We start from the raw sequence: 18853 nt of genomic DNA, 5'->3' as shown, positions 1-18853 counted from the left end.
ACCATATCCGGAAGAATGGGTTCCGACGGTGTTCCGCCCGGCGCCGCGAGGAGAGCACGGGTGCGTCACGTCGCCGCGTCACGGGGTCCGGCCCGGTCCGGCGGCAGATGACGGGCCGCGAGCAGGGTGAGGGCGGCCTCGGTCGCCTCCTCGACGCCGATGCGCATCAGCCGGGGGTCGGGGCGGTCGCCGTGCGGGTCGCCCGGCGGGCCGGGCCGCCACAGGGCGATGTGCCGGGCGAGCGGCGGCGGGCCCCACAGGCGGGGTGACACGGGGCCGAACAGGGTGACGGACGGCGTCGCGTGCGCCACCGCGAGATGCGCGAGCCCGGTGTCGCCGCTGACCAGCAGGTCGGCCCGGGCGACGAGCGCAGACAGGCGCGCGAACGGCAGCCCGCCGGACAGCACGTCTCCGGACGGCGTCGCGGAGCCGCGGGCGACCTCGCGGACCAGCGCGTCCTCCCCGGGGCCGCCCGTCAGCACGACCCGGTGCCCTCGCGACCGCAGCCGCCGCACGAGGTCGGCGTAACGCCCGGCGGGCCAGCGCCGCGACGCGGCCTCCGCCCCCGGGTGCACGACGACGGCCCCCGGCGCGGGGGAGGCGGCGGCCGGCTCGGGCAGGCGCACGTCGTCCGGGTCGGCGGGGATGCCGTACGCCGCGAGGAACCGGCACCAGCGCACCCGCTCGTGCTCGTCGCGGCGCCACACGCAGGGCCGGTCGGGAGGCGGGTCGGGACCGGTGAACGCGAGCAGGCGGCGCGGGCTCAGCGCGGCGAGCGCGTCTCGGCTCGCGGGCCCGTTGCCGTGCAGGTCGACCGCCACCTCCGGCGGCGGACCCGGCCATCCCGTCAGCGACGGCACCGCGCGGTGCGGGGCCTCGGCCGGCAGGACGTCGTCCACGGCGCCCGTGGCCAGCGCGGCCTCGCCGAGCGCGGCCGGCAGCGCCAGCACCACCCGGTGCCCGGGGAAGGCCCGCCGCACGCCCCGCAGGGCGGGGACCCCGGCCAGCAGATCGCCCAGCCCCAGCGCGCGCAGCACCAGCACCCGCGGCCGCGCCGCCGGGCCGGTCACCCGCGTCGCCGTCCCGTCAGGGGCCGCGCCGGACGCGGGCCCGACGCGGCCCGCCGGGCGATGCCGGTGGTGGAGCGGCCGTCCAGGTAGGGGAAGAGGACGACCTGGCCGCCCCAGCTCTCCACGAGCGCCGCCTCCGGCAGCCGGCTCGCGGCGTAGTCGCCGCCCTTGGCCCAGATGTGCGGGCGCAGCTCGCCCAGGAGCCGTTCGGGGGTGTCCTCGTCGAACACGGCGACCGCGTCGACGCACTCCAGCGCCGCCAGTACCCGGACCCGGTCCGCCAGCGGGACCAGGGGCCGCCCGTCGCCCTTGCGGCGGCGCACGGACGCGTCCGAGTTGACGCACACGACCAGGCAGTCGCCTGCCCGGCGGGCCGCCTCCAGCAGCGCCACATGACCGGCGTGCAGCAGGTCGAAGCAACCGCCCGCGGCGACGACCGTGCCGCCCGCCGCGCGGACCCGGTCCACCAGGCCCGCCGCGTCGTCGCCGGCCGGTCCGGCCGGGGGCCCGTCCTCGGTCCACAGCGCGCGGACACCGCCCTCGGCGACGTACCGGGTGGCCGCCTGCACGGCGTCGCGCACCGCGGTCTCGGTGAGCACGCCGTCGGCGAGCCGCCCGGCGGCGGTCGCCGCGAACCGGTCGCCGGCCCCGCAGGCGTCCCCCTGCGCCGTCACCGGCGACGGCATCAGCAGAGGCGTCCCGCCGTGCGACAGCAGGGCCCCGCGCCCGCCCAGCGTGACCGCCACGGAGGCCGCCCGCCAGGCCCGCACCAGCGCGTCCGCGTCCCGCGCCGCACCGTGCAGCGGGTTGGGATCGCCCGCCGCGGGGCCGTCGGCGAGCCGGCCGGCGAACGAGCGCGCCTCCGCAGCCGACGGCGTGGCCAGCCGTACGCCGGGCACCGGCGGGCCGCCGCGCGGATGCGGATCCCAGACCACCGGAGCCCGTGCGGCCGTCGCGGTCAGCGCCTCGCGCAGCACATCGGCGGCGCCCCGCCCGTAGTCGGCCACGAGCACCGCCCCTGCCCCCTCCAGCGCCTTCCACGCCTCGTCCGTGGCCGCCCGCGTCCGGCCGTCGCCGTCGTCCAGGCGCAGCAACGGCCTGCCCTCGGCGAAGACGCGGGTCTTGCTGGACAGCGCGCCCGACAGAGGCAGCCGCACCAGGCGCACCCGGTCCGCGAGCAGCCCCGCCAGACAGGCGCTGCTCTCGTCGTCGCCCAGCGCGGTGACGAGGGTGACGGGCCGTCCGTCGCGCGCGGCCAGGCACGCCGCGAGCGCGGCGCCGCCCGGCCGGCTGGTGCGCCGGCCGTCGCTGACCACCGGAACGGGCGCGTCGGGGGCGAGGCGCTCGGCCCGTCCGCACAGGTCGTGGTCGAGCAGCGCGTCGCCGACCACGAGCAGCGGGGCCGGGGCGCTCACGGCGCGTCCTCGCCCGCTCGGCCGCCCCGTTCGACGGTCCTGTCGAAGGCCTCGCACAGCATGTGCACGGCCACGAGGTGGAGTTCCTGCACGGTGGCCGACGTCGCAGCGTCCACGCACAGGCGTTCGTCGGCGGTGCTCTCCAGGGGGTTGGGCGCGGGGCCGGTCAGCGCCCACACGGTCATCCCGACGCGGTGCGCCTCCTTCGCGGCGACCAGCAGGTTGGCGCTGGCCCCGCTGGTCGACATCAGCATGAGCACGTCCCCGGCCCGGCCGTGGGCGCAGACCTGCCGGGCGAACATCTCCTGCACGCCGTAGTCGTTGGCGATGGCCGTGGTGGCGGAGGTGTCGGCGTGCAGGGCGAGCGCGGAGAACGGAGGCCGGTCGTCGCGGTAGCGGCCGACGAGTTCGGCGCTCAGGTGCTGGGCCTGCGCCGCGCTGCCGCCGTTGCCTGCGACCAGGAGGCGGCAGCCCGCCGTCAGCCGGACGGCGAGGCAGGTGCCCCAGCGATCGAGCACCGGGGCCGCGTAGCCGCGGAAGCCTTCGAGGGCCTTCATCAGGTCGTCGCAGTGGGCGACGTCGGTGGCGGTCTTCATCGGAGGGCTCCCGAGAGTGCGGGGACGGCGGACACGGCTCCGTAGACGCGGCTCACGCCGTCGGCGACCCGGTCCCAGGTGTAGTGGGCGAGGACCCGGCGCCGGCCGGCGCCGCCGTAGCGGGCGAGCCGGGCCGGGTCGCCGAGCATCTCGCGGACGCTCGCGCCCAGGTCGTGGCCGTCGTCGGGCGGCACCAGCCGGCCGGTCACGTCGTGCACGACGGTGTCCAGCTGTCCGCCGACGGCGGTCGCCAGCACGGGTGCGCAGCACGCCATGGCCTCCACCGGGACGATGCCGAACGGCTCGTAGCGCGGCACGGAGAGCAGGAGGTCCGCGCCGGACATCAGGCGGGGCATGTCCGCCGGGCTCACCCCGCCCAGCAGCCGCACGCGGTCGGCGACCCCGCACTCCTCGGCCACGGCCCACAGCCGTTCAGCCTCCGGCTCGGCGCCCAGCAGGGCCGGTTCCGGCCCGCCGGCGACGAGGAGCTCGGCGTCGGGGACGTCGGCGAGGGCGCGGATCGCGCGGTCGAAGCCCTTGCGCGGCACGAGCCGGCCGACGGTGACCAGCCGGCGGGGCGCGGCCGCGGTCCTGCGGGCTCCGGCGACCGGCTTGAACTGCTCGGGGTCCACACCGCACGGCACGACGTGGAGGCGCTCGCGCGGCAGCCCCATCGCGACGAGTTCGGCGACCTCGTCCGCGCAGGTGGCGATGATCGCCGCGCACTCGTGGCCCACGGCCTTCTCGATCGCGATCCGCTCGCGCGGGCTGGTGTCGGCGGACCCCTGGTAGCGCCTCTTCACGGTGCCCAGCGCGTGGTAGGTCTGCACCACGGGCACGCCCGCCGCGCGGGCTCCGGCGACGGCCGCGAGGCCGGACATCCAGAAGTGGGCGTGCACCACGTCCGGCGGCTCCATCGCCCACTGGCGGCCCAGCCAGGACCCGAACTCGCCCATGTACGGCAGGAGTTCGTCCTTGGGGATGGGCGCGGCCGGCCCGGCGGGCACGTGCACGACCTTCACGCCCGCATCGGTGACGACCCGTTCGGGCAGCCCGGGGGCGTCCCGCCGGGTGTAGACGACGACGTCGTGGCCGCGCCGGGCCAGCCGGCCCGCCAGTTGGGCCACGTACACGTTCTGACCGCCCGCGTCCGGGCCGCCGAGCTCGGCCAGCGGACTGGCGTGCTCGGAGACCATGGCGACGCGGCCGGCCGAGGGACGGCTGGTGCTCATCGGGTGACCTCCTTGATCAGGCGTTCCCAGTCGTCCCGGAAACGGCGTTCTCCGTAACGGGCCTGCACGGCGGCGCGGGCGGCCTCGCCCGTCCGCCGGGCGAGTTCGCGGTCCGCGAGGAAGCGGCGGACGGCGTCCTCCAGCACGTCGAGGCGGTTGGAGACGACCCCGGCGCCGTCCGGCACGGCCTCGCGCACCTCGGTGGTGTCCAGGGCCACCACGGGCATCCCCAGGAACATGGCCTCCAGCAGGGACAGGCCGAGCGACGTCCAGCGCACCGGGTGCAGATACAGGCGGCAGCGCGCCATCGCCGGATGCAGCTCGCTCTGGGGCAGGTCGCGGCTGCGGCACAGGGCGGGGGACAGGCCCAGATGGCCGGCGAGTCCCTCGGCACGCATGCCGAAGACGTCCAGCGGGACCGTGTGCGCGAACCGCGCCAGCAGGTCCGTGCCGGTCGTCCGGCCGCGTCGGACGGGCTCGTTGACGACGACCGCCGCACGGGGCTCCTCGCCGGTCCACAGCGGGCCGGGGTCGATGACGCCGTGCTCGATCACCTCGGTGGGCGCACGGCCGTTGTCCCACATCAGCCGGTTGAAGTGGGTGACGTGGACGACGGGGATGTCGGTGCGGTCGGCGAGCGGGTGCCGGGTGTCCACCGCCGACTCGTGCGGGCAGTTGTGCTCGACGTACACCGCGGGCACGTCGACCCCGGGCCGGCGCCCCGTCCAGCGCCGGGCCAGCGCGAGTTCGTGCGGTCGTTGCAGCACCATCAGGTCGATGTCCGCCCCGCGCAGCTGCCGCGGGCCGAACTCCCGTACGCCGGCCGGCCACTGCCAGGTCCTGGCCCGTCCGAGACCGTCCGGCCCGCGCTCGGGCGTCACCGGCACCAGGAAGTCGTGCGGCCCCTGGACGAACGACGTCAGCCAGGATCCGTGCACATGCCAGACCAGCACGTTCATGGGCTCTCCTCGATCAGTTTGCGGACCGCGCTCACCACGTCCTGGGCCGTGATCGCGTCCAGGCACGGGTGACCGGGCACGGGACAGCGCAGGGCGCGACTGCCCGCGCACGGGGCGTCCTGCTCGCCCAGGAGCACGCTCGGCACCCCGTACGGGGCCCACCGCTCCGCCGGGACGACGGGCGAGAAGAGGGAGACGACGGGGGTGCCGACGGCCGCGGCCAGATGGGCCGGGCCGGTGTTGCCGCACACCACGGCGTCCGCCGAGCGCAGCACGCCCGCCAGCGTGCGCGGCGTCGTCCTGCCGCCCAGGTCCACGGCCGTGTCGCCGCTCACCAGCCGGGTCAGGTCCGCCTCGCCGGGACCCCCGGTGACCACGACCCGGTACCCCTCGTCGCCCAGCGACTCCACGGCCCGCTCGCAGCGTTCGGGGCCCCAGGCCCGCGACGGCGCGCTCGCGCCCGGATGGAGCACCACATAGGGGCCGTTCCCGGTCAGCGCCACCGTGTCGGGCGGCGGGAGCACCCGCAGCCGGCCGTCGTCGCCGGGCGGCGGGGGGAAGCCCAGGGCGGCGGCGGTGTCGAGCGCGGCCTCGGCCTCGTGACGGCCGGGCAGCCTGCGGTGGCGCACGTCGAGCAGGCTGCCCGGGTGGTCGGCGCTGTCGGCGCCGATGCGCGCGACGCCCGCCAGCCGCAGCAGCAGGGCGGCGGGCAGCGGGCTCTGGTGGAAGGAGGTCAGGACGAGCGCGCAGTCGAACGCGGCCGCGCGCAGTCGCCGCACCAGGCCCTCGACGTCCGCGCGCGCCACGGAGGGCGGGTCGAAGCCCTCCCAGGGCGCCGCCCACTCCAGCACCTCGTCGACGCCGGGCAGCAACCGGGCGGCCGGCGCGCCGAGCGGGCCGCACAGCAGCGTCACCCGGGAGCTGCGGGCGGCGACCGCGCGGACGGCGGGCCCGGCGAGGAGCACATCGCCGAAGCTGTCCAGACGCACGACCAGGGATCTCATCCGCCGGCCTCCGTTCCCCGCGGGCCGCCGCCCCCGACGCTCGCGGCCCGTCCGTCCGGCGCCTCCTCGGCCAGGAGCGCCCGGACGGCCGTGAGCAGGTCGGGCGCCGTGCGGGGCGCCGCCTCGACCTCCTCCGGGCGGGTCGCCGCGGTCGGCACCAGCACGGCCCGCGCGCCCGCCGCCCGCGCGGCGAGCACATCGGCGCCGATGTCGCCGATCACCGCGCAGTCCCCGGGCGCCACCCCCAGCCGCCCCGCTGCCTCGACCACCAGCCCCGGCCGGGGCTTGCGGCACCCGCACCCCGCCTCGGGCGCGTGCGGGCAGTACAGCCAGGCGCCGAGGCCGCCGAGCAGGACGTCCGCCCGCTCGTTGACGCGGCGCACCTGCGCGTGCGTGAGCAGCCCCCGGCCGACGCCCGACTGGTTGCTGACCACCGCCGTGGCGACGCCGGCGGCGCGCAGCAGGTCCAGGGCATGGCGGGCGCCGGGCACCGGCCGCACCAGGTCGGGGTCGCCGTTGTAGGGGACGTCCTCCAGGAGCGTGCCGTCGCGGTCGAAGAGGACGGCCGCGAGCCGGGTCACGACGCGCTCCGCGGCGGGCGGACCCGGCCGGCCCGGCGGTGCCGGACCAGACCGGCGATCCGGTGGCGGACCGCGAGCGGCGGGATGACCACGCTGGTGGCGAGCATGGTGGCCGTCTCGTCGAGGGTGCGCGGACCGGGCCGGACACGGGCCAGGGCGAATTCCGCGGTGCCCAGCGCCCACAGTCCGCCGGCGGCCAGCGCGCGGCGGCGCCGGCCCGTCAGTGCGCAGCAGACCGCCGCGAGCCCGGCGGCGGTGACGAGCGCGTGGCGGCGGAAGCGGCCGCGGGGCGCCTCGGCGCGCGTCCACCAGTCGCGGCCGTGCAGCCGCGTCATCAGGACGTCGTCGGCGTTGCCGCGCTGCGCCCGCACCGACGCCCAGCGGTCGGCGGGCCGCACCGGATGGCGGGTGGTACGCCGGCCCACGCGCAGCCGCCAGCCCGCGTCGCGCACCCGCAGCGCCAGGTCGGCGTCCTCCCGGAAGGCCCGGCGGAACCGCTCGTCGAAACCCCCCACCCGGGCCAGCGCCGAGGTGCGGTAGGCCATGTCGGCGGTGGCCCAGGCGGCGTGCTCGAGTCCGGCCGTGCCGCGCTCCCAGTCGGTGGGTCTGCGGTCACCGGGCAGCGGGACGGTCAGCCTGCCCTGGATCCCGCCGGTGGCGGGCCCGGCCGCGGCGAGGTCGCCGGCCAGCAGCCGCGCCCAGTCGGGGAGCACCTGGACGTCGTCGTCGAGGAAGACGGTCCACGGCGTGGCGACCGCGCGCCAGCCGATATTGCGGGCGGCGGCCGGGCCCCGCCCGCCGCAGCGCAGGACGCGCACCCGCGAGCGCAGTGTCGCGGCCGCCTCCAGGGGGAGGCCGCCGACGGGGTCGGGGCGGTCGTCCACGACGACGATCTCCTCGGGCGGCGGCCCGCCGGCCGCGGCGAGCGCGCGCAGACAGCCGGCAAGGCAGGGCCGCCCGACGGTGGGGACGACCACGCTGTACGCGATCCCGGCGCGGCCGCCGGAACGCGGGGACGCGGAGGGGGCCGGGGAGGGGGTCGGGGACGTCATGCGAACACCCGCTTCCTGCGCACCGCGAACGGCCCGAGGGCCAGCAGGTCCACAGGAGCGGACCCGAAGCACTCCAGCGCGTCCCGGGGGTCGTCCACCATGGGCCGGCCCGCGGTGTTGAGGCTCGTGTTGACGACGACGGGCAGCCCGGTCCGCCGTTCGAAGCCCTCGATCATCCGCGCCACCAGCGGCTCACGAGCCCGGTCCACCGTCTGGATCCGCGCCGTCCCGTCGACGTGCACGACCGCCGGGATCCGCTCCCGCCACTGTGCGGCCACCTCGTGCACGAACAGCATGTACGGGCTCGGCAGCGGCCCGTCGAAGAGCTCCCCGGCGCGTTCCGCCAGGACCATGGGGGCCACCGGACGGAACTCCTCCCGCCCCTTGACGGCGTTGAGCCGCTCCAGGTTCTCCGCCCGGCCCGGGTGGGCCAGCAGCGAACGGTGGCCAAGGGCCCGCGGGCCGTACTCGCTGCGCCCCTGGAACCAGGCCACGACCCCGTCGGCGGCCAGCTCCTCGGCCACGGTCTCGGCGATGTCCGCGGGCTCCTCGTAGGGGACGGCGGCCCGCTCCAGCCACTCGCGCAGCTCGCCGTCGCTCCAGCCGCGCCCCAGGGCGGCGGTCGGCATGGCCTCCACCGTCTCCTTGGCGGCGGCCACGTGCAGGGCGGCGCCGAGCGCGGTGCCCGCGTCGCCCGCGGCCGGCTGCACCCAGATCTGCCGGAAGGGCCCGTCCCGGTGCAGACGGGAGTTGGCCACGCAGTTGAGGGCCACCCCGCCGGCCAGGGTGAGCACGTCCTCGCCGGTGTGCTCGTGCAGCCACCGTGCCAGGTCGAGCAGGACCTCCTCCAGACAGGCCTGGGCACTGGCGGCCGCGTCGGCGTGCTCCTGCGTCCAGGGCGTGCCCGGAGCGCGCGGCGGGACCAGCGACGCCCAGGGCACGGTCCCGGCCCGGAACCCGCCCAGGCCGTCCGCGCCGACGTGCTCGCGCAGCCGCCCGGCCAGTCGCGGGACGCCGTACGACGCCAGGGCCATCACCTTGAACTCGTCGCTGCTGCGCAGAAAGCCAAGGTGCTGGGTGAGGTCCTCGTAGAACAGGCCCAGGGAGTGCGGCAGCCGCTGGGCGGCGAGCACGGTCAGCTCGCGGTTCGCGTACCGGCCGGCCAGGTGGGAGCCGCATTCGCCGCGCCCGTCCAGCACGAGGACCGCGCAGTCCGGATACGGGGACGCCTGCCCGGCCGACGCGGCATGCGCGACATGGTGGGCGACGAAGCGGACCTTGGCCGGGTCCAGGCCCGGGAGGGCTTCGGCGAGGAATTCCGGGGCCCTGCGCGCGTACTCCTGGCGCAGCCCGTCCCAGGGGTCGTCCAGGCCCAGCCGCTCGGCCGGGGACGCGAGTGCGGGGTCGTAGGAGTAGGCGACGGCGTCCAGGTCGGCGGGGGTGAGGCCGGCCTGTCGCAGACACCAGCGGGCGGACTGCTCGGGCAGCTCCCAGGCGGAGAAGGGGACGGGCCGCTTGCCGTGCTTGCGGCGGCTGAACCGCTCCTCCTCGGCCGCGGCCATGATCCGCCCGTCCTGGACCAGCGCGGCGGCCGGGTCGTGGAAGAGGGCGTTGATTCCCAGGACGCGCATACGGTGCCTCCGTGGTCGGCGTCGTCCGGTCAGTGCCGGGAGAGCGGGTCGGGCGCCGGCCGGGCCGCCGCGAAGTAGGCGATCGTCTGCTTGATCCCTTCCTCCCAGGGCACCTGCGGCGTCCAGCCCAGCAGTTCGCGGGCCAGCCGGGTGTCCGGGCGGCGCCGCTGCGGATCGTCGGCGGGCCGCGCCACGAACTCGACGGACGACGACGAGCCGGTCAGCTCCAGGACCCTGCGGGCGATGTCGGCGACGGTGACCTCGTCCGTGCCGCCGATGTTGACGGGACGCACCGAGCGGCTCGCGGCGACCAGCAGGATGCCGTCCACGGTGTCGTCCACGTAGCACAAGGACCGGGTCTGGCTGCCGTCGCCCGCGACGGTGAGCGGTTCACCGGCCAGCGCCTGGCAGACGAAGGTGGGCACGGCCCGCCCGTCGTGGGCCCGCATGCGCGGCCCGTAGGTGTTGAACAGGCGCACGATGCCCGCATCGGCTCCCAGGGCCCGCGCATGGGCGGTGACCAGCGCCTCCGCGAACCGTTTGGACTCGTCGTACACACTGCGCGGGCCCACCGGGTTGACGTTGCCCCAGTAGTCCTCGCGCTGTGGATGGACGAGCGGATCGCCGTACACCTCGGACGTGGACGCCAGCAGGAACCGGGCGCCGTCCCGTTCCGCCAGGGCCAGCAGGGCACGGGTGCCGAGGCTGCCCGCGTCCAGCGTCTCCAGCGGCAGCCTCAGGTAGTCGGCAGGGGACGCGCAGCACGCGAAGTGCAGGACGAGGTCGTAGGGCCCGGGCAGCGCGTCGGCGCAGTCGGGTGCGCAGACGTCGTGCTCGACGAACCGGAAGCCGGGGCGGGCGACCAGATGGGCGACGTTGCCACGCGAGCCGGAGAGCAGGTTGTCCACGCAGTCGACTTCGACGCCCGAATCCAGCAGGCGCTCGCACAGGTGGCTGCCGAGGAACCCGGCTCCGCCGGTCACCACGGCACGACGCCACGGGGCACAGGGGTTCTTGCGACGCGGTCGGGTCATGAGCATCCTTCGGCCGCAAACGGAAAGAGCCTGACGAGGCCGGGGAACCGGTGCGCCGCGGTGGGGCGCACGCGGGTGGGGAGCGGGTGGGCGTCACGGGCCCGGCAGGCCCGTCCGCGTTCCCGCGCCGCCGTCCCCCGGCGGCGATGGGCCGGGTTCCCGGGCGAGTACGTTTCACACGTTGATGCCAGTTCGTCCGTATTCGTCCCCGCGGGTTCCCCGGGCGGGCCGCGGCCCCGGTGGGCGGCCGTGTGAGCAACCGCACGGGCGACGGCAACTGCCCCGGAGCCCCCACGACTTGCCGCCGGGAAGCCCTGTCGGCGGAGCGGTACGCGCAACGCCTCACGGAAGCCGTCTGCCACGATGGTCCGCGCCGTGACCGACAAGGTGGAGCGGCCGCGCAGTGCCGCCGGCGTTCCTCGGTTCCGCCGGCTCCCCGCCCGCCGTCTCGCCCTCTGGTATGCCTGTGTCCCGCGCCCCCCGCCCCGTTCCCCCCTCCGCCGCGTCCCCGTCGCGCTCGCCGTGGCGGTCCCTGCGACACCGCGGCATGCGCTGGTGGTCGCTGGCCAACCTCGTGTCGAACACCGGCACCTGGATGCAGCTCACCGTGCAGAACCTGCTCGTCCTCCAGGTGACCGGCTCCGCCGCCGCCACCGGCCTGTCCATGTCCGTCCAGGCCGCGCCCGCGCTGCTGGCGGGCGTGGCGGGCGGCGCGGCGGTCGACCGGCTGCCCCGCCGGGTCACGGCGGCCGTCAGCCAGCTCCTGCTCGGCGCGGTCGCCTTCACGACGGCCCTGCTGGTGGCGCTGGACCGGATCGACATGACGGCCCTGCTGGTGCTGGCCGCCGTCACCGGCACGATCGCCACCGTCGACGCGCCGGCCTGCGCCCTGCTCGGCAACGACCTCGTGCCCGTTGCGGACCTCCCCTCCGCGATCGGCGTGGGCGCACTGGTCCACAACGCGGGCCGGCTCCTCGGGACCGCGCTGGCCGGGGTGACCGTCGGACTGCTGGGCAGCGGCGCCGCCTACGCCGCCAACGGACTGTCGTTCCTCTTCGTCGCCTCGGTGATCCCCTTCCTGCGTCCCGCGCACCGGCCGGCCGCGCACGAAGTCGGGCCCGCCGCCGAGCGGGGACACGGGCCGGCCCGGCCGGAGATGACCGTGCGCGAGGGGCTCGTGTTCTTCGCCCGCCGGCCCCGGCTGGTGGCCCTCGCGGGCATCGCGGGCGTCAGCGCCGTCCTCGGCCGGAACTACGGCCTGACCCTCGCCGTGCTGGTCACCGGGCCGCTCGCGCTCGGCGCGGGCTCGTTCGGCGCCGTCTCCACGGTCCTGGCCGTCGGCGGGATCGTGGGCGCCGTGCTGGGCGCCCGGCTGCGGCGGCCCTCCGTACGACTGGTCGGCGTGCTGGCGGCCGTGGGCGCGGCTCTCCAGGCGGTGGCCGGACTGTCGCCCTCGCTGGCCGTCCTGCTCGTGCTCGTCCTGCCCATGGCGGTGGCCGAGTCCGTGTCCGAGACGGCCGGGGCGACCGTCCTGCAGACCGACCCGCCGCCGCACCTGCGCGGGCGGGTCCTGGGCGTGTGGAGCGCCATCGGCACCGTGTGGGGCCTGGCGGGCCCGCCCGTGCTGGGGCTGCTCATGGAGGTCGCCGGAGCCCGCGGCGCGCTCGTGGGCGGCGGACTGCTCGCCGCCGTGGCGATCACCGCGGCACTCGCCGTCCACGCCCGGCGCACCCCGCCCCCGGTGACGCTGCCGTTCGGGCCGGCGGAGCGCGCCGGCCGCGAGGCGCTGGACACGGCCGCCTGACCGGCACGGACACCGGCACGGACACCGGCACGGACACCGGCACGGACACCGGCACGGACACCGGCACGGACACCGGCACGGACACCGGCACGGACGCCGGTCCGGGTGCCGCGGCGGTAGCCCGGTCCGCCTCGCCCGTGCTGACGGAATCCGCGGCCCCCGCCGCCCGGGGCGGTGTTACGTGATCGGTTCGAGGGGTACCGGGGGACGGTCGACGCGCAGGGCGTCGTCGGCGGCACCAGGAGGCTGGGATGGACGAAGCCCGCAGGGAACAGCCCGCAACGCTCGCCTCGGTCGACCGGATCGAGAACCCGTGGGGCGGACGCACCCCCTATGACCGCCACCGCTCCTGGCCCCCGCGCGTGGACACCCATCTCGAAGCGGGCGTCGCACCGGACCAGGTGCAGCGGTGGGTCCAGGCCGCCTCGATCCTGCACTCCGACGGCGACGCCATGGACGTCGCCGTCGTGGACGGCCGCATGGTGGGCGTGCGCGGCCGCGCGGACGACCGCGTCAACCGCGGCCGGCTCGGCCCCAAGGACCTGTTCGGCTGGCAGGCCAACGCGTCGCGGGACCGGTTGACCAGGCCGCTGATCCGCGAGGGCGGCCGCCTGGTGGAGTGCGACTGGGACACCGCGATGAACCGGATCGTGACCCGCTCGCGCGAGCTGCTGGAGGAACGCGGACCCGGCTCGATCGGCTTCTACACCTCCGGTCAGCTGTTCCTGGAGGAGTACTACACACTGGCGGTCCTGGCCCGGGCGGGCATCGGCACCAACCACCTGGACGGCAACACCCGCCTGTGCACCGCGACCGCCGGCGAGGCGCTGAAGGAGTCCTTCGGCTGCGACGGCCAGCCCGGCTGCTACGACGACTTCGACCACGCCGACGTGATCGCGCTCTTCGGGCACAACATCGCCGAGACGCAGCCCGTGCAGTGGATGCGGCTGCTCGACCGCCTGGAGGGCGGCGACCCGCCCCGGCTGATCTGCGTCGACCCGCGCCCCACCCGCGTGGCCGTGCACGCGGCCGTGCACCTCGCCCCGCGCGCCGGAACCAACGTGGCCCTGCTCAACGCGCTCCTGCACGAGATCATCCGCACCGACCGGGTCGACCACGACTACATCGAGGCCCACACGGTCGGCTTCGAGGAACTCGCGTCCCGCGTGAAGGAGTGCACCCCCGAGTGGGCCGCCGCCGTCTGCGACGTGCCCGCCGCCCGCATCGCCGAGGCCGCCGAGATCCTGGGTACGGCCGACCGGCTGGTCTCCACGGTCCTCCAGGGCGTCTACCAGTCCCACCAGGCCACCGCGGCCGCCGTACAGGTCAACAACCTGCACCTGGTCCGCGGCATGCTGGGGCGGCCCGGCGCCGACGTGCTCCAGATGAACGGCCAGCCCACCGCGCAGAACACCCGCGAATGCGGCGCCGACGGCGACCTGCCGGGATTCCGCAACTGGCAGAACGACAGCCACGTCGCCGACCTGGCCGACGTGTGGAACGTCGAGCCCGACACCATCCCGCACTACGCCCCGCCGACCCACGCGATGCAGATCTTCCGCTACGCCGAACAGGGCTCGATCCGCATGCTCTGGATCAGCGGCACCAACCCCGCGGTGTCGCTGCCCGAGCTGTCCCGGATCCGCTCGATCCTGCGGCAGGAGCGCCTCTTCGTGGTCGTGCAGGACCTGTTCCGCACCGAGACCGCCCAGCTCGCCGACGTGGTGCTGCCCGCCGCCACCTGGGGCGAGAAGACCGGCACCTCCACCAACGCCGACCGCACCGTGCACCTGTCCGACAAGGCCGTCGAACCGCCCGGCGAGGCCCGCCCGGACCTGGACGTCTTCCTCGACTACGCCGCCCGCATGGACTTCCGCGACAAGGACGACGGCCCGCTGATCACCTGGCACGACCCGGAGTCCGCCTTCGAGGCGTGGAAACGCTGCAGCGCCGGCCGGCCGTGCGACTACACCGGCATCACCTACGACAAGCTGCGCGACGCGAGCGGCGTGCAGTGGCCGTGCAACGACCACGCCCCCGACGGCACGCCCCGCCTCTACACCGACGGCATCACCTGGGCGCACCCCGACGTCTGCGAGAGCTACGGCAAGGACCTGGAGACCGGTGCCTCGGACGAGCCCGTCGAGTACCGCTCCCTCAACCCGGACGGAAAGGCCGTGATCAGGGCGGCCGCCTACCGGCCCCCGCACGAGACGCCCGACGCGGACCACCCCTTCCAGCTGACCACCGGCCGCACCCTCTACCACTTCCACACGCGCACCAAGACGGGCCGGGCGCCCCAGCTGAACGCGGCCGCCCCCGACGTGTGGGTGGAGGCGTCCGCCGCCGACGCGGACGACCTCGGACTGGCCGAAGGGGACCTGGTCGAGGTCGGCACCCCTCGCGGCGCCCTGCGCGGCCGGCTGCGCGTGACGGGCATCCGGCCCGGCCTGCTGTTCGTGCCCTTCCACTACGGATACTGGGACACCGCGGCCGGCGAGGGCCCGAGCGCCGGGCAACCGGGGCGCGCGGCCAACGAGACGACCGTCACCGACTGGGACCCGGCCTCCAAACAGCCCCTGTTCAAGACCGCCGCCGCCTCACTGCGCCTGGTCGAGCGCGCCGGCGGACGCACCGCGCCCGCCCCGACCACCACGGCCTCGGCCCCCGTCCGCGCCGACGCGGCGCCGCCCACGGTCGGCGGCGCGGCCGCCCTGGCCACGGAGACGGCCGACATCGCGCCCGGCACCAGTGAAAGGGGCAACCGGTGAACGGCGTCAACCTCACCCTGCGCACCCTGCACCACGGCGAGAAGCACCTCGCCGGGCAGCTCACCGCGGCGGCCGAACGCCATCGCACCGAGCACGAGATCCACCATGTCGCCAACGACCTCGCCGGCTGGTCGCGCGAGCACGTCGCCCGACTGTCCGAGGCCGCCGACGGCCGGGGGATCCATCTCGGCGGCTCTTCCGGGGCGTCCACGGCCGGCGTCCTGTCCGCCCTGCGCGAGAAGGCGGCCGAGGCCATGGCCCACCGGCCCGAACCCGGCCTGCTGCTCCTGCGCGACCTGCGGGAGCTGCACCTCGGCGCGGCGGAGAACTCCCTGCACTGGGAGATGCTCGCGCAGGCCGCCCGAGCGGGCCGGGACGCGAAACTGCTGGCTCTCGTCTCGCAGTGCCACCCGCAGACCCTGCGCCAGATGCGCTGGACCAACACCATGATCAAGAACCTCGCCCCGCAGATCCTCACGAGCCTGTGAGGGCAGGCGTACTGGGGGCCCGGATACACCTCCCGCTGGTCACCCTTCGGGGTCATCCCCCGGGGGTCGCTCATCGCGGGGTGACACGCGCCTGATCGCACCGCCCGGCCGTCGTCGCGGCCGTCACCGCGGCGGCCGCCGCCCGGCGACGCCCTCGCGGCTCATCGGCCCCCATGCGCCGCGCTGCCCGTGGATGACCCGGTCCGCCTCCGCGATCACCCGCCGGTCGATCCAGCCCAGCGGCCGGACGTCGACCACCAGCGGCTCGTTGTCGGGCCCGCGGCCGGTCTCGCGCGCCGTCAGCACCCAGGGACGGGTCCGGGAGTCCTTGATCTGCGGCAGGTGCGAATAGTCGTACAGCCGCCGGGCCACCCACACGCGGGCGGGCCGGTCGCCCCACCACTCCTCGACGTCCAGCGGGCTCGCGGACAGGCCGGGCATCGGCACGCCGGTCAGCTCGTCCGTGCTGGACTCCGCGGCCAGGTCGCGTGCGGGACCCAGCGACCAGCGCACATACAGTCCGCGCCGGACGGTGACCAGCTCGGTCAGCTCGTCCAGTGAGGTGTAGACGGACATCGATGGGGCGCCGGGCATGGGTGCGGTCGTCCTCGTTCGCTCGGTGGTGGTGCGTGCTGTCACCAGGTCCCCCGCACGCGCCGTTCCTCACCCCCGATCGCCTGGTGGGACGAGAGAGACGTGTGTGGAGAGCCTGTGCCTGGGCACCCAGTGTGTCGGAATAACGCGCCCCGTCATGAGGGCGCCCTGCGGAACGGAGAGTGCGATGACGGCGGATGCATGGGCGCCTCAGCCCGGGGTTCCGGCGTTCACCCCGCCGGGCGTGTACGCCCCTCAGTGGGACACCAGGCTGCTGACCCGCGCCCTGTCCCGCGAGAACATCGGCGCGGCCACCGAGGTGCTGGACCTGGGGACGGGCTCGGGAGCCCTCGCCGTGCAGGCCGCGCGGCTCGGCGCACGGGTGACCGCGGTCGACATCTCACGTCTCGCCGTGCTGACCGCGCGGATCAACGCCCTGATGGCCGGCCAGCGGGTCCGCTTTCGCCGCGGCGACCTCACGTCCGCCGTGCCGGGCCGCTCGTACGACCTCGTGGTGAGCAATCCGCCGTACGTGCCGTCGCCCGACGTGACGCTGCCGCGGCGAGGCATCGCCCGCGCGTGGGACGCGGGCCGGGACGGCCGCGCGTTCATCGACCGGATCTGCGCGGAGGCGCCCTCGGTCCTGAACCCCGGGGGCGCTCTGCTGCTCGTCCACTCCGGCCTGTGCGGCACCGACGCCACCCTGGAACGACTGGCCGACGCGGGGCTGACCGCCACGGTCACCGACCGGGCCGCCGTGCCCTACGGGCCCGTGCTGCGCTCCCGGCAGCGGTGGCTCGTCCAGCAGGGCCTGCTGGACGGTGGCGAGGACAGCGAGGAACTGGTCGTCGTCCGCGCCGAACGTGCCTGAGCGGGCGACCCCGTGACCGAGGACCGAGAACCGAGGAGGGAACAGACGTGACCGAGGACCCCACCAGCAAGCATCCCCGCCCCGACTTCCCGGACCAGGAGCAGGAGCATCCCGGCTGGACCGGCCCCATGGACCCGCCGCCCGACCACGGCGAGGAGTCCTACGAGGGCAGTGGACTGCTGCGCGACCACAAAGCGGTCGTGACCGGCGGCGACTCCGGCATCGGCCGGGCGGTGGCGCTCGCCTTCGCCCGGGAGGGCGCCGACGTGCTGTTCACCCACCTCCCCGAGGAGGAGAAGGACGCGCGGGAGACCGCCGCCCTGGTCGAGGGGGCGGGCCGCCGGGCCGTCGCCGTGGCCTGCGACATCCGCTCGGAGGACGAGTGCCGGGCGCTGGTGGACCGCGCCGTGGAGGAGTTCGGGCGCATCGACGTCCTCGTCAACAACGCCGCCTACCAGATGTCGCAGCCCGACGGCATCGGCGCCATCTCGACGGAGCAGTTCGACCGCGTCGTACGGACGAATCTGTACGGCATGTTCTGGCTGTGCAAGATGGCGCTGCCGCACATCCCCGCCGGCGGCTCGATCATCAACACCACGTCGGTGCAGGCCTACAAGCCCAGCCCGCACCTGCTGGACTACGCGATGACCAAGGGAGCCATCGTGACGTTCACCCAGGGGCTCGCGCAGATGGTGGCCGAGGACGGCATCAGGGTCAACGCGGTCGCGCCGGGCCCGGTGTGGACGCCGCTCATCCCGGCGACGATGCCGGACACCTCCGAGTTCGGCAAGCAGTCCCCGCTGGGGCGCCCCGCTCAGCCGGCCGAGATGGCGCCCGCCTACGTCTTCCTCGCCTCCTCGCGGGCGAGCTTCATCACGGCGGAGATCCTCAACGCCACCGGCGGCACCCCGCTGCCGTGACAGGGCGACGGCCGCCGGGCGGCCGAGACAGGCCGCCCGGCGCCCCGTCCCGCCCGGACGCCCGTACCGGACGGGCGTGCCGACCGCCTGCCGCGGGCGTAGCGTCCTGGTAGGGGCGGGGACCGGGCGCGCACGGCGGGCCCGTTCGCGCACCGAGGGGAGCGCGGGGCCGGCCCCGGTCCTCCCGGGACCTCCCCTCCCGAAGCTGGAGGTGCCTCGTGACCAGCGCGGCCGGTCCGGCCGTCGGCGACGGCGAGCTGGACGCCGAGTTCGCGGAGACGGTGCGCCGCACCGGCGCGTCCATCGGCGCCCTGTTCCTCCTCGAGCCCGGCGGGGGGCTGCTGCGCCTCACCCTGCTGTGCGGGGCGCCGGCCGAGTTCGCCGCGCCGTGGACGCACGTCTCCATGACCGCTCCCGCGCCGGTCGCCGAGGCGGTCCGCGAGGACCGGATGGTGTGGGTGGGCAGCCAGGAGCAGATGGCCCGCTCCTACCCGCGCACCGCGATGGTGCTGCCCTTCCCGCTGGCGCTGGTCGCGGCGCCGGTCACGGGCGCCCGCCGCTGGGGCTCGCTGCTGCTGATCTGGCCGGCTTCCCGGCCGCCGTACATGACCGCCCGGGAAAGGGGCAACATCGCGTCCAGCTGCGGGCGGCTGGCCCGGCTGCTGGACGACGCCGACGCGCACGGCCGCAGCCCGGCCGTGGGCGGGGCCCGCCCCCGCGCCCCCCCCCGCGGGGGGCCCCCCCGGCCCCCCCCCCCCGGGGGGCCCGCGCGGGGCCCCCCCCCCCGCGCCCCGCGCCCGCCCCGCGGCCGCGGCGCGCGGGGCCAGGCAC

General features: G+C 76.1%; 16 protein-coding genes and 1 pseudogene. 6 read left to right on the top strand and 11 right to left on the bottom strand.

What is annotated here, in order from left to right; translation table 11 throughout:
• Positions 1–65: 65 nt before the first annotated feature.
• The 10 genes from ACGFSH_RS27740 to ACGFSH_RS27695 are packed head-to-tail and all read right to left on the bottom strand — an operon-like array spanning position 66 to position 10574.
• Positions 66–1070 (bottom strand): glycosyltransferase family 9 protein, encoded by a 1005-nt coding sequence (locus ACGFSH_RS27740; protein ID WP_393353323.1) that lies wholly within the window; start codon positions 1068–1070, stop codon positions 66–68.
• On the bottom strand, positions 1067–2485 hold the full coding sequence (gene rfaE2, locus ACGFSH_RS27735) for a D-glycero-beta-D-manno-heptose 1-phosphate adenylyltransferase (RefSeq protein WP_393353322.1): 1419 nt from the start codon (positions 2483–2485) through the stop codon (positions 1067–1069). The genes ACGFSH_RS27740 and rfaE2 overlap by 4 nt, the downstream gene beginning before the upstream one ends.
• On the bottom strand, positions 2482–3081 hold the full coding sequence (locus ACGFSH_RS27730) for an SIS domain-containing protein (RefSeq protein WP_393353321.1): 600 nt from the start codon (positions 3079–3081) through the stop codon (positions 2482–2484). Before ACGFSH_RS27730 ends, rfaE2 begins: the two co-directional genes overlap by 4 nt.
• Entirely contained in the window at positions 3078–4313 is a 1236-nt protein-coding gene (locus tag ACGFSH_RS27725; RefSeq protein ID WP_393353319.1) for a glycosyltransferase, read from the bottom strand. The genes ACGFSH_RS27730 and ACGFSH_RS27725 overlap by 4 nt, the downstream gene beginning before the upstream one ends.
• Positions 4310–5272 carry a glycosyltransferase gene (locus tag ACGFSH_RS27720; protein ID WP_393353317.1) on the bottom strand — a complete coding sequence of 321 codons (963 nt, stop codon included), beginning with the start codon at positions 5270–5272 and terminating at the stop codon, positions 4310–4312. The genes ACGFSH_RS27725 and ACGFSH_RS27720 overlap by 4 nt, the downstream gene beginning before the upstream one ends.
• Positions 5269–6276 carry a glycosyltransferase family 9 protein gene (locus ACGFSH_RS27715; RefSeq protein WP_393353316.1) on the bottom strand — a complete coding sequence of 336 codons (1008 nt, stop codon included), beginning with the start codon at positions 6274–6276 and terminating at the stop codon, positions 5269–5271. Before ACGFSH_RS27715 ends, ACGFSH_RS27720 begins: the two co-directional genes overlap by 4 nt.
• The gene (locus ACGFSH_RS27710) at positions 6273–6857 is read right to left on the bottom strand and encodes a D-glycero-alpha-D-manno-heptose-1,7-bisphosphate 7-phosphatase (protein ID WP_393353314.1); all 585 of its coding nucleotides are present in this window, start codon (positions 6855–6857) and stop codon (positions 6273–6275) included. The genes ACGFSH_RS27715 and ACGFSH_RS27710 overlap by 4 nt, the downstream gene beginning before the upstream one ends.
• Positions 6854–7909, bottom strand: coding sequence for a glycosyltransferase family 2 protein (locus ACGFSH_RS27705; protein WP_393353312.1), 1056 nt, complete (start codon positions 7907–7909; stop codon positions 6854–6856). Before ACGFSH_RS27705 ends, ACGFSH_RS27710 begins: the two co-directional genes overlap by 4 nt.
• Positions 7906–9540 carry a carbamoyltransferase gene (locus tag ACGFSH_RS27700; RefSeq protein ID WP_393353311.1) on the bottom strand — a complete coding sequence of 545 codons (1635 nt, stop codon included), beginning with the start codon at positions 9538–9540 and terminating at the stop codon, positions 7906–7908. Before ACGFSH_RS27700 ends, ACGFSH_RS27705 begins: the two co-directional genes overlap by 4 nt.
• 29 nt (positions 9541–9569) lie before the next feature.
• Positions 9570–10574, bottom strand: coding sequence for an NAD-dependent epimerase/dehydratase family protein (locus ACGFSH_RS27695; RefSeq protein ID WP_393353309.1), 1005 nt, complete (start codon positions 10572–10574; stop codon positions 9570–9572).
• A gap of 547 nt (positions 10575–11121) precedes the next feature.
• On the opposite strand from ACGFSH_RS27695, the gene ACGFSH_RS27690 reads away from it, so the two are divergent.
• The 3 genes from ACGFSH_RS27690 (at position 11122) to ACGFSH_RS27680 (ending at position 15637) form a co-directional block, all read left to right on the top strand.
• Positions 11122–12378, top strand: coding sequence for an MFS transporter (locus ACGFSH_RS27690; RefSeq protein WP_393353308.1), 1257 nt, complete (start codon positions 11122–11124; stop codon positions 12376–12378).
• Positions 12379–12629: 251 nt separating this feature from the next.
• Positions 12630–15149, top strand: a complete 2520-nt coding sequence (locus ACGFSH_RS27685; RefSeq protein ID WP_393353307.1) for a molybdopterin oxidoreductase family protein — start codon at positions 12630–12632, stop codon at positions 15147–15149.
• Positions 15146–15637: a hypothetical protein gene (locus tag ACGFSH_RS27680; RefSeq protein ID WP_393353305.1), complete on the top strand. Its 492-nt coding sequence runs from the start codon at positions 15146–15148 to the stop codon at positions 15635–15637. Before ACGFSH_RS27685 ends, ACGFSH_RS27680 begins: the two co-directional genes overlap by 4 nt.
• 123 nt (positions 15638–15760) lie before the next feature.
• Here ACGFSH_RS27680 and ACGFSH_RS27675 read toward each other — a convergent pair whose 3' ends face one another.
• Positions 15761–16231 (bottom strand): DUF6098 family protein, encoded by a 471-nt coding sequence (locus tag ACGFSH_RS27675; protein WP_393353303.1) that lies wholly within the window; start codon positions 16229–16231, stop codon positions 15761–15763.
• 187 nt (positions 16232–16418) lie between these two features.
• On the opposite strand from ACGFSH_RS27675, the gene ACGFSH_RS27670 reads away from it, so the two are divergent.
• From ACGFSH_RS27670 to ACGFSH_RS27660, 3 genes and pseudogenes are all read left to right on the top strand, one after another.
• Positions 16419–17102, top strand: coding sequence for a HemK2/MTQ2 family protein methyltransferase (locus tag ACGFSH_RS27670; protein ID WP_393353302.1), 684 nt, complete (start codon positions 16419–16421; stop codon positions 17100–17102).
• Positions 17103–17149: 47 nt separating this feature from the next.
• On the top strand, positions 17150–18022 hold the full coding sequence (locus ACGFSH_RS27665; protein WP_393353300.1) for an SDR family oxidoreductase: 873 nt from the start codon (positions 17150–17152) through the stop codon (positions 18020–18022).
• Between the two features lie 218 nt (positions 18023–18240).
• Positions 18241–18853 (top strand): annotated as a pseudogene (locus ACGFSH_RS27660) (phosphatase); the annotation flags it as partial.

The sequence above is a fragment of the Streptomyces sp. NPDC048481 genome (genome assembly GCF_043200075.1).
Taxonomy (GTDB): Bacteria; Actinomycetota; Actinomycetes; order Streptomycetales; family Streptomycetaceae; genus Streptomyces.
This window is presented reverse-complemented; position numbering and strand designations above follow the sequence as displayed.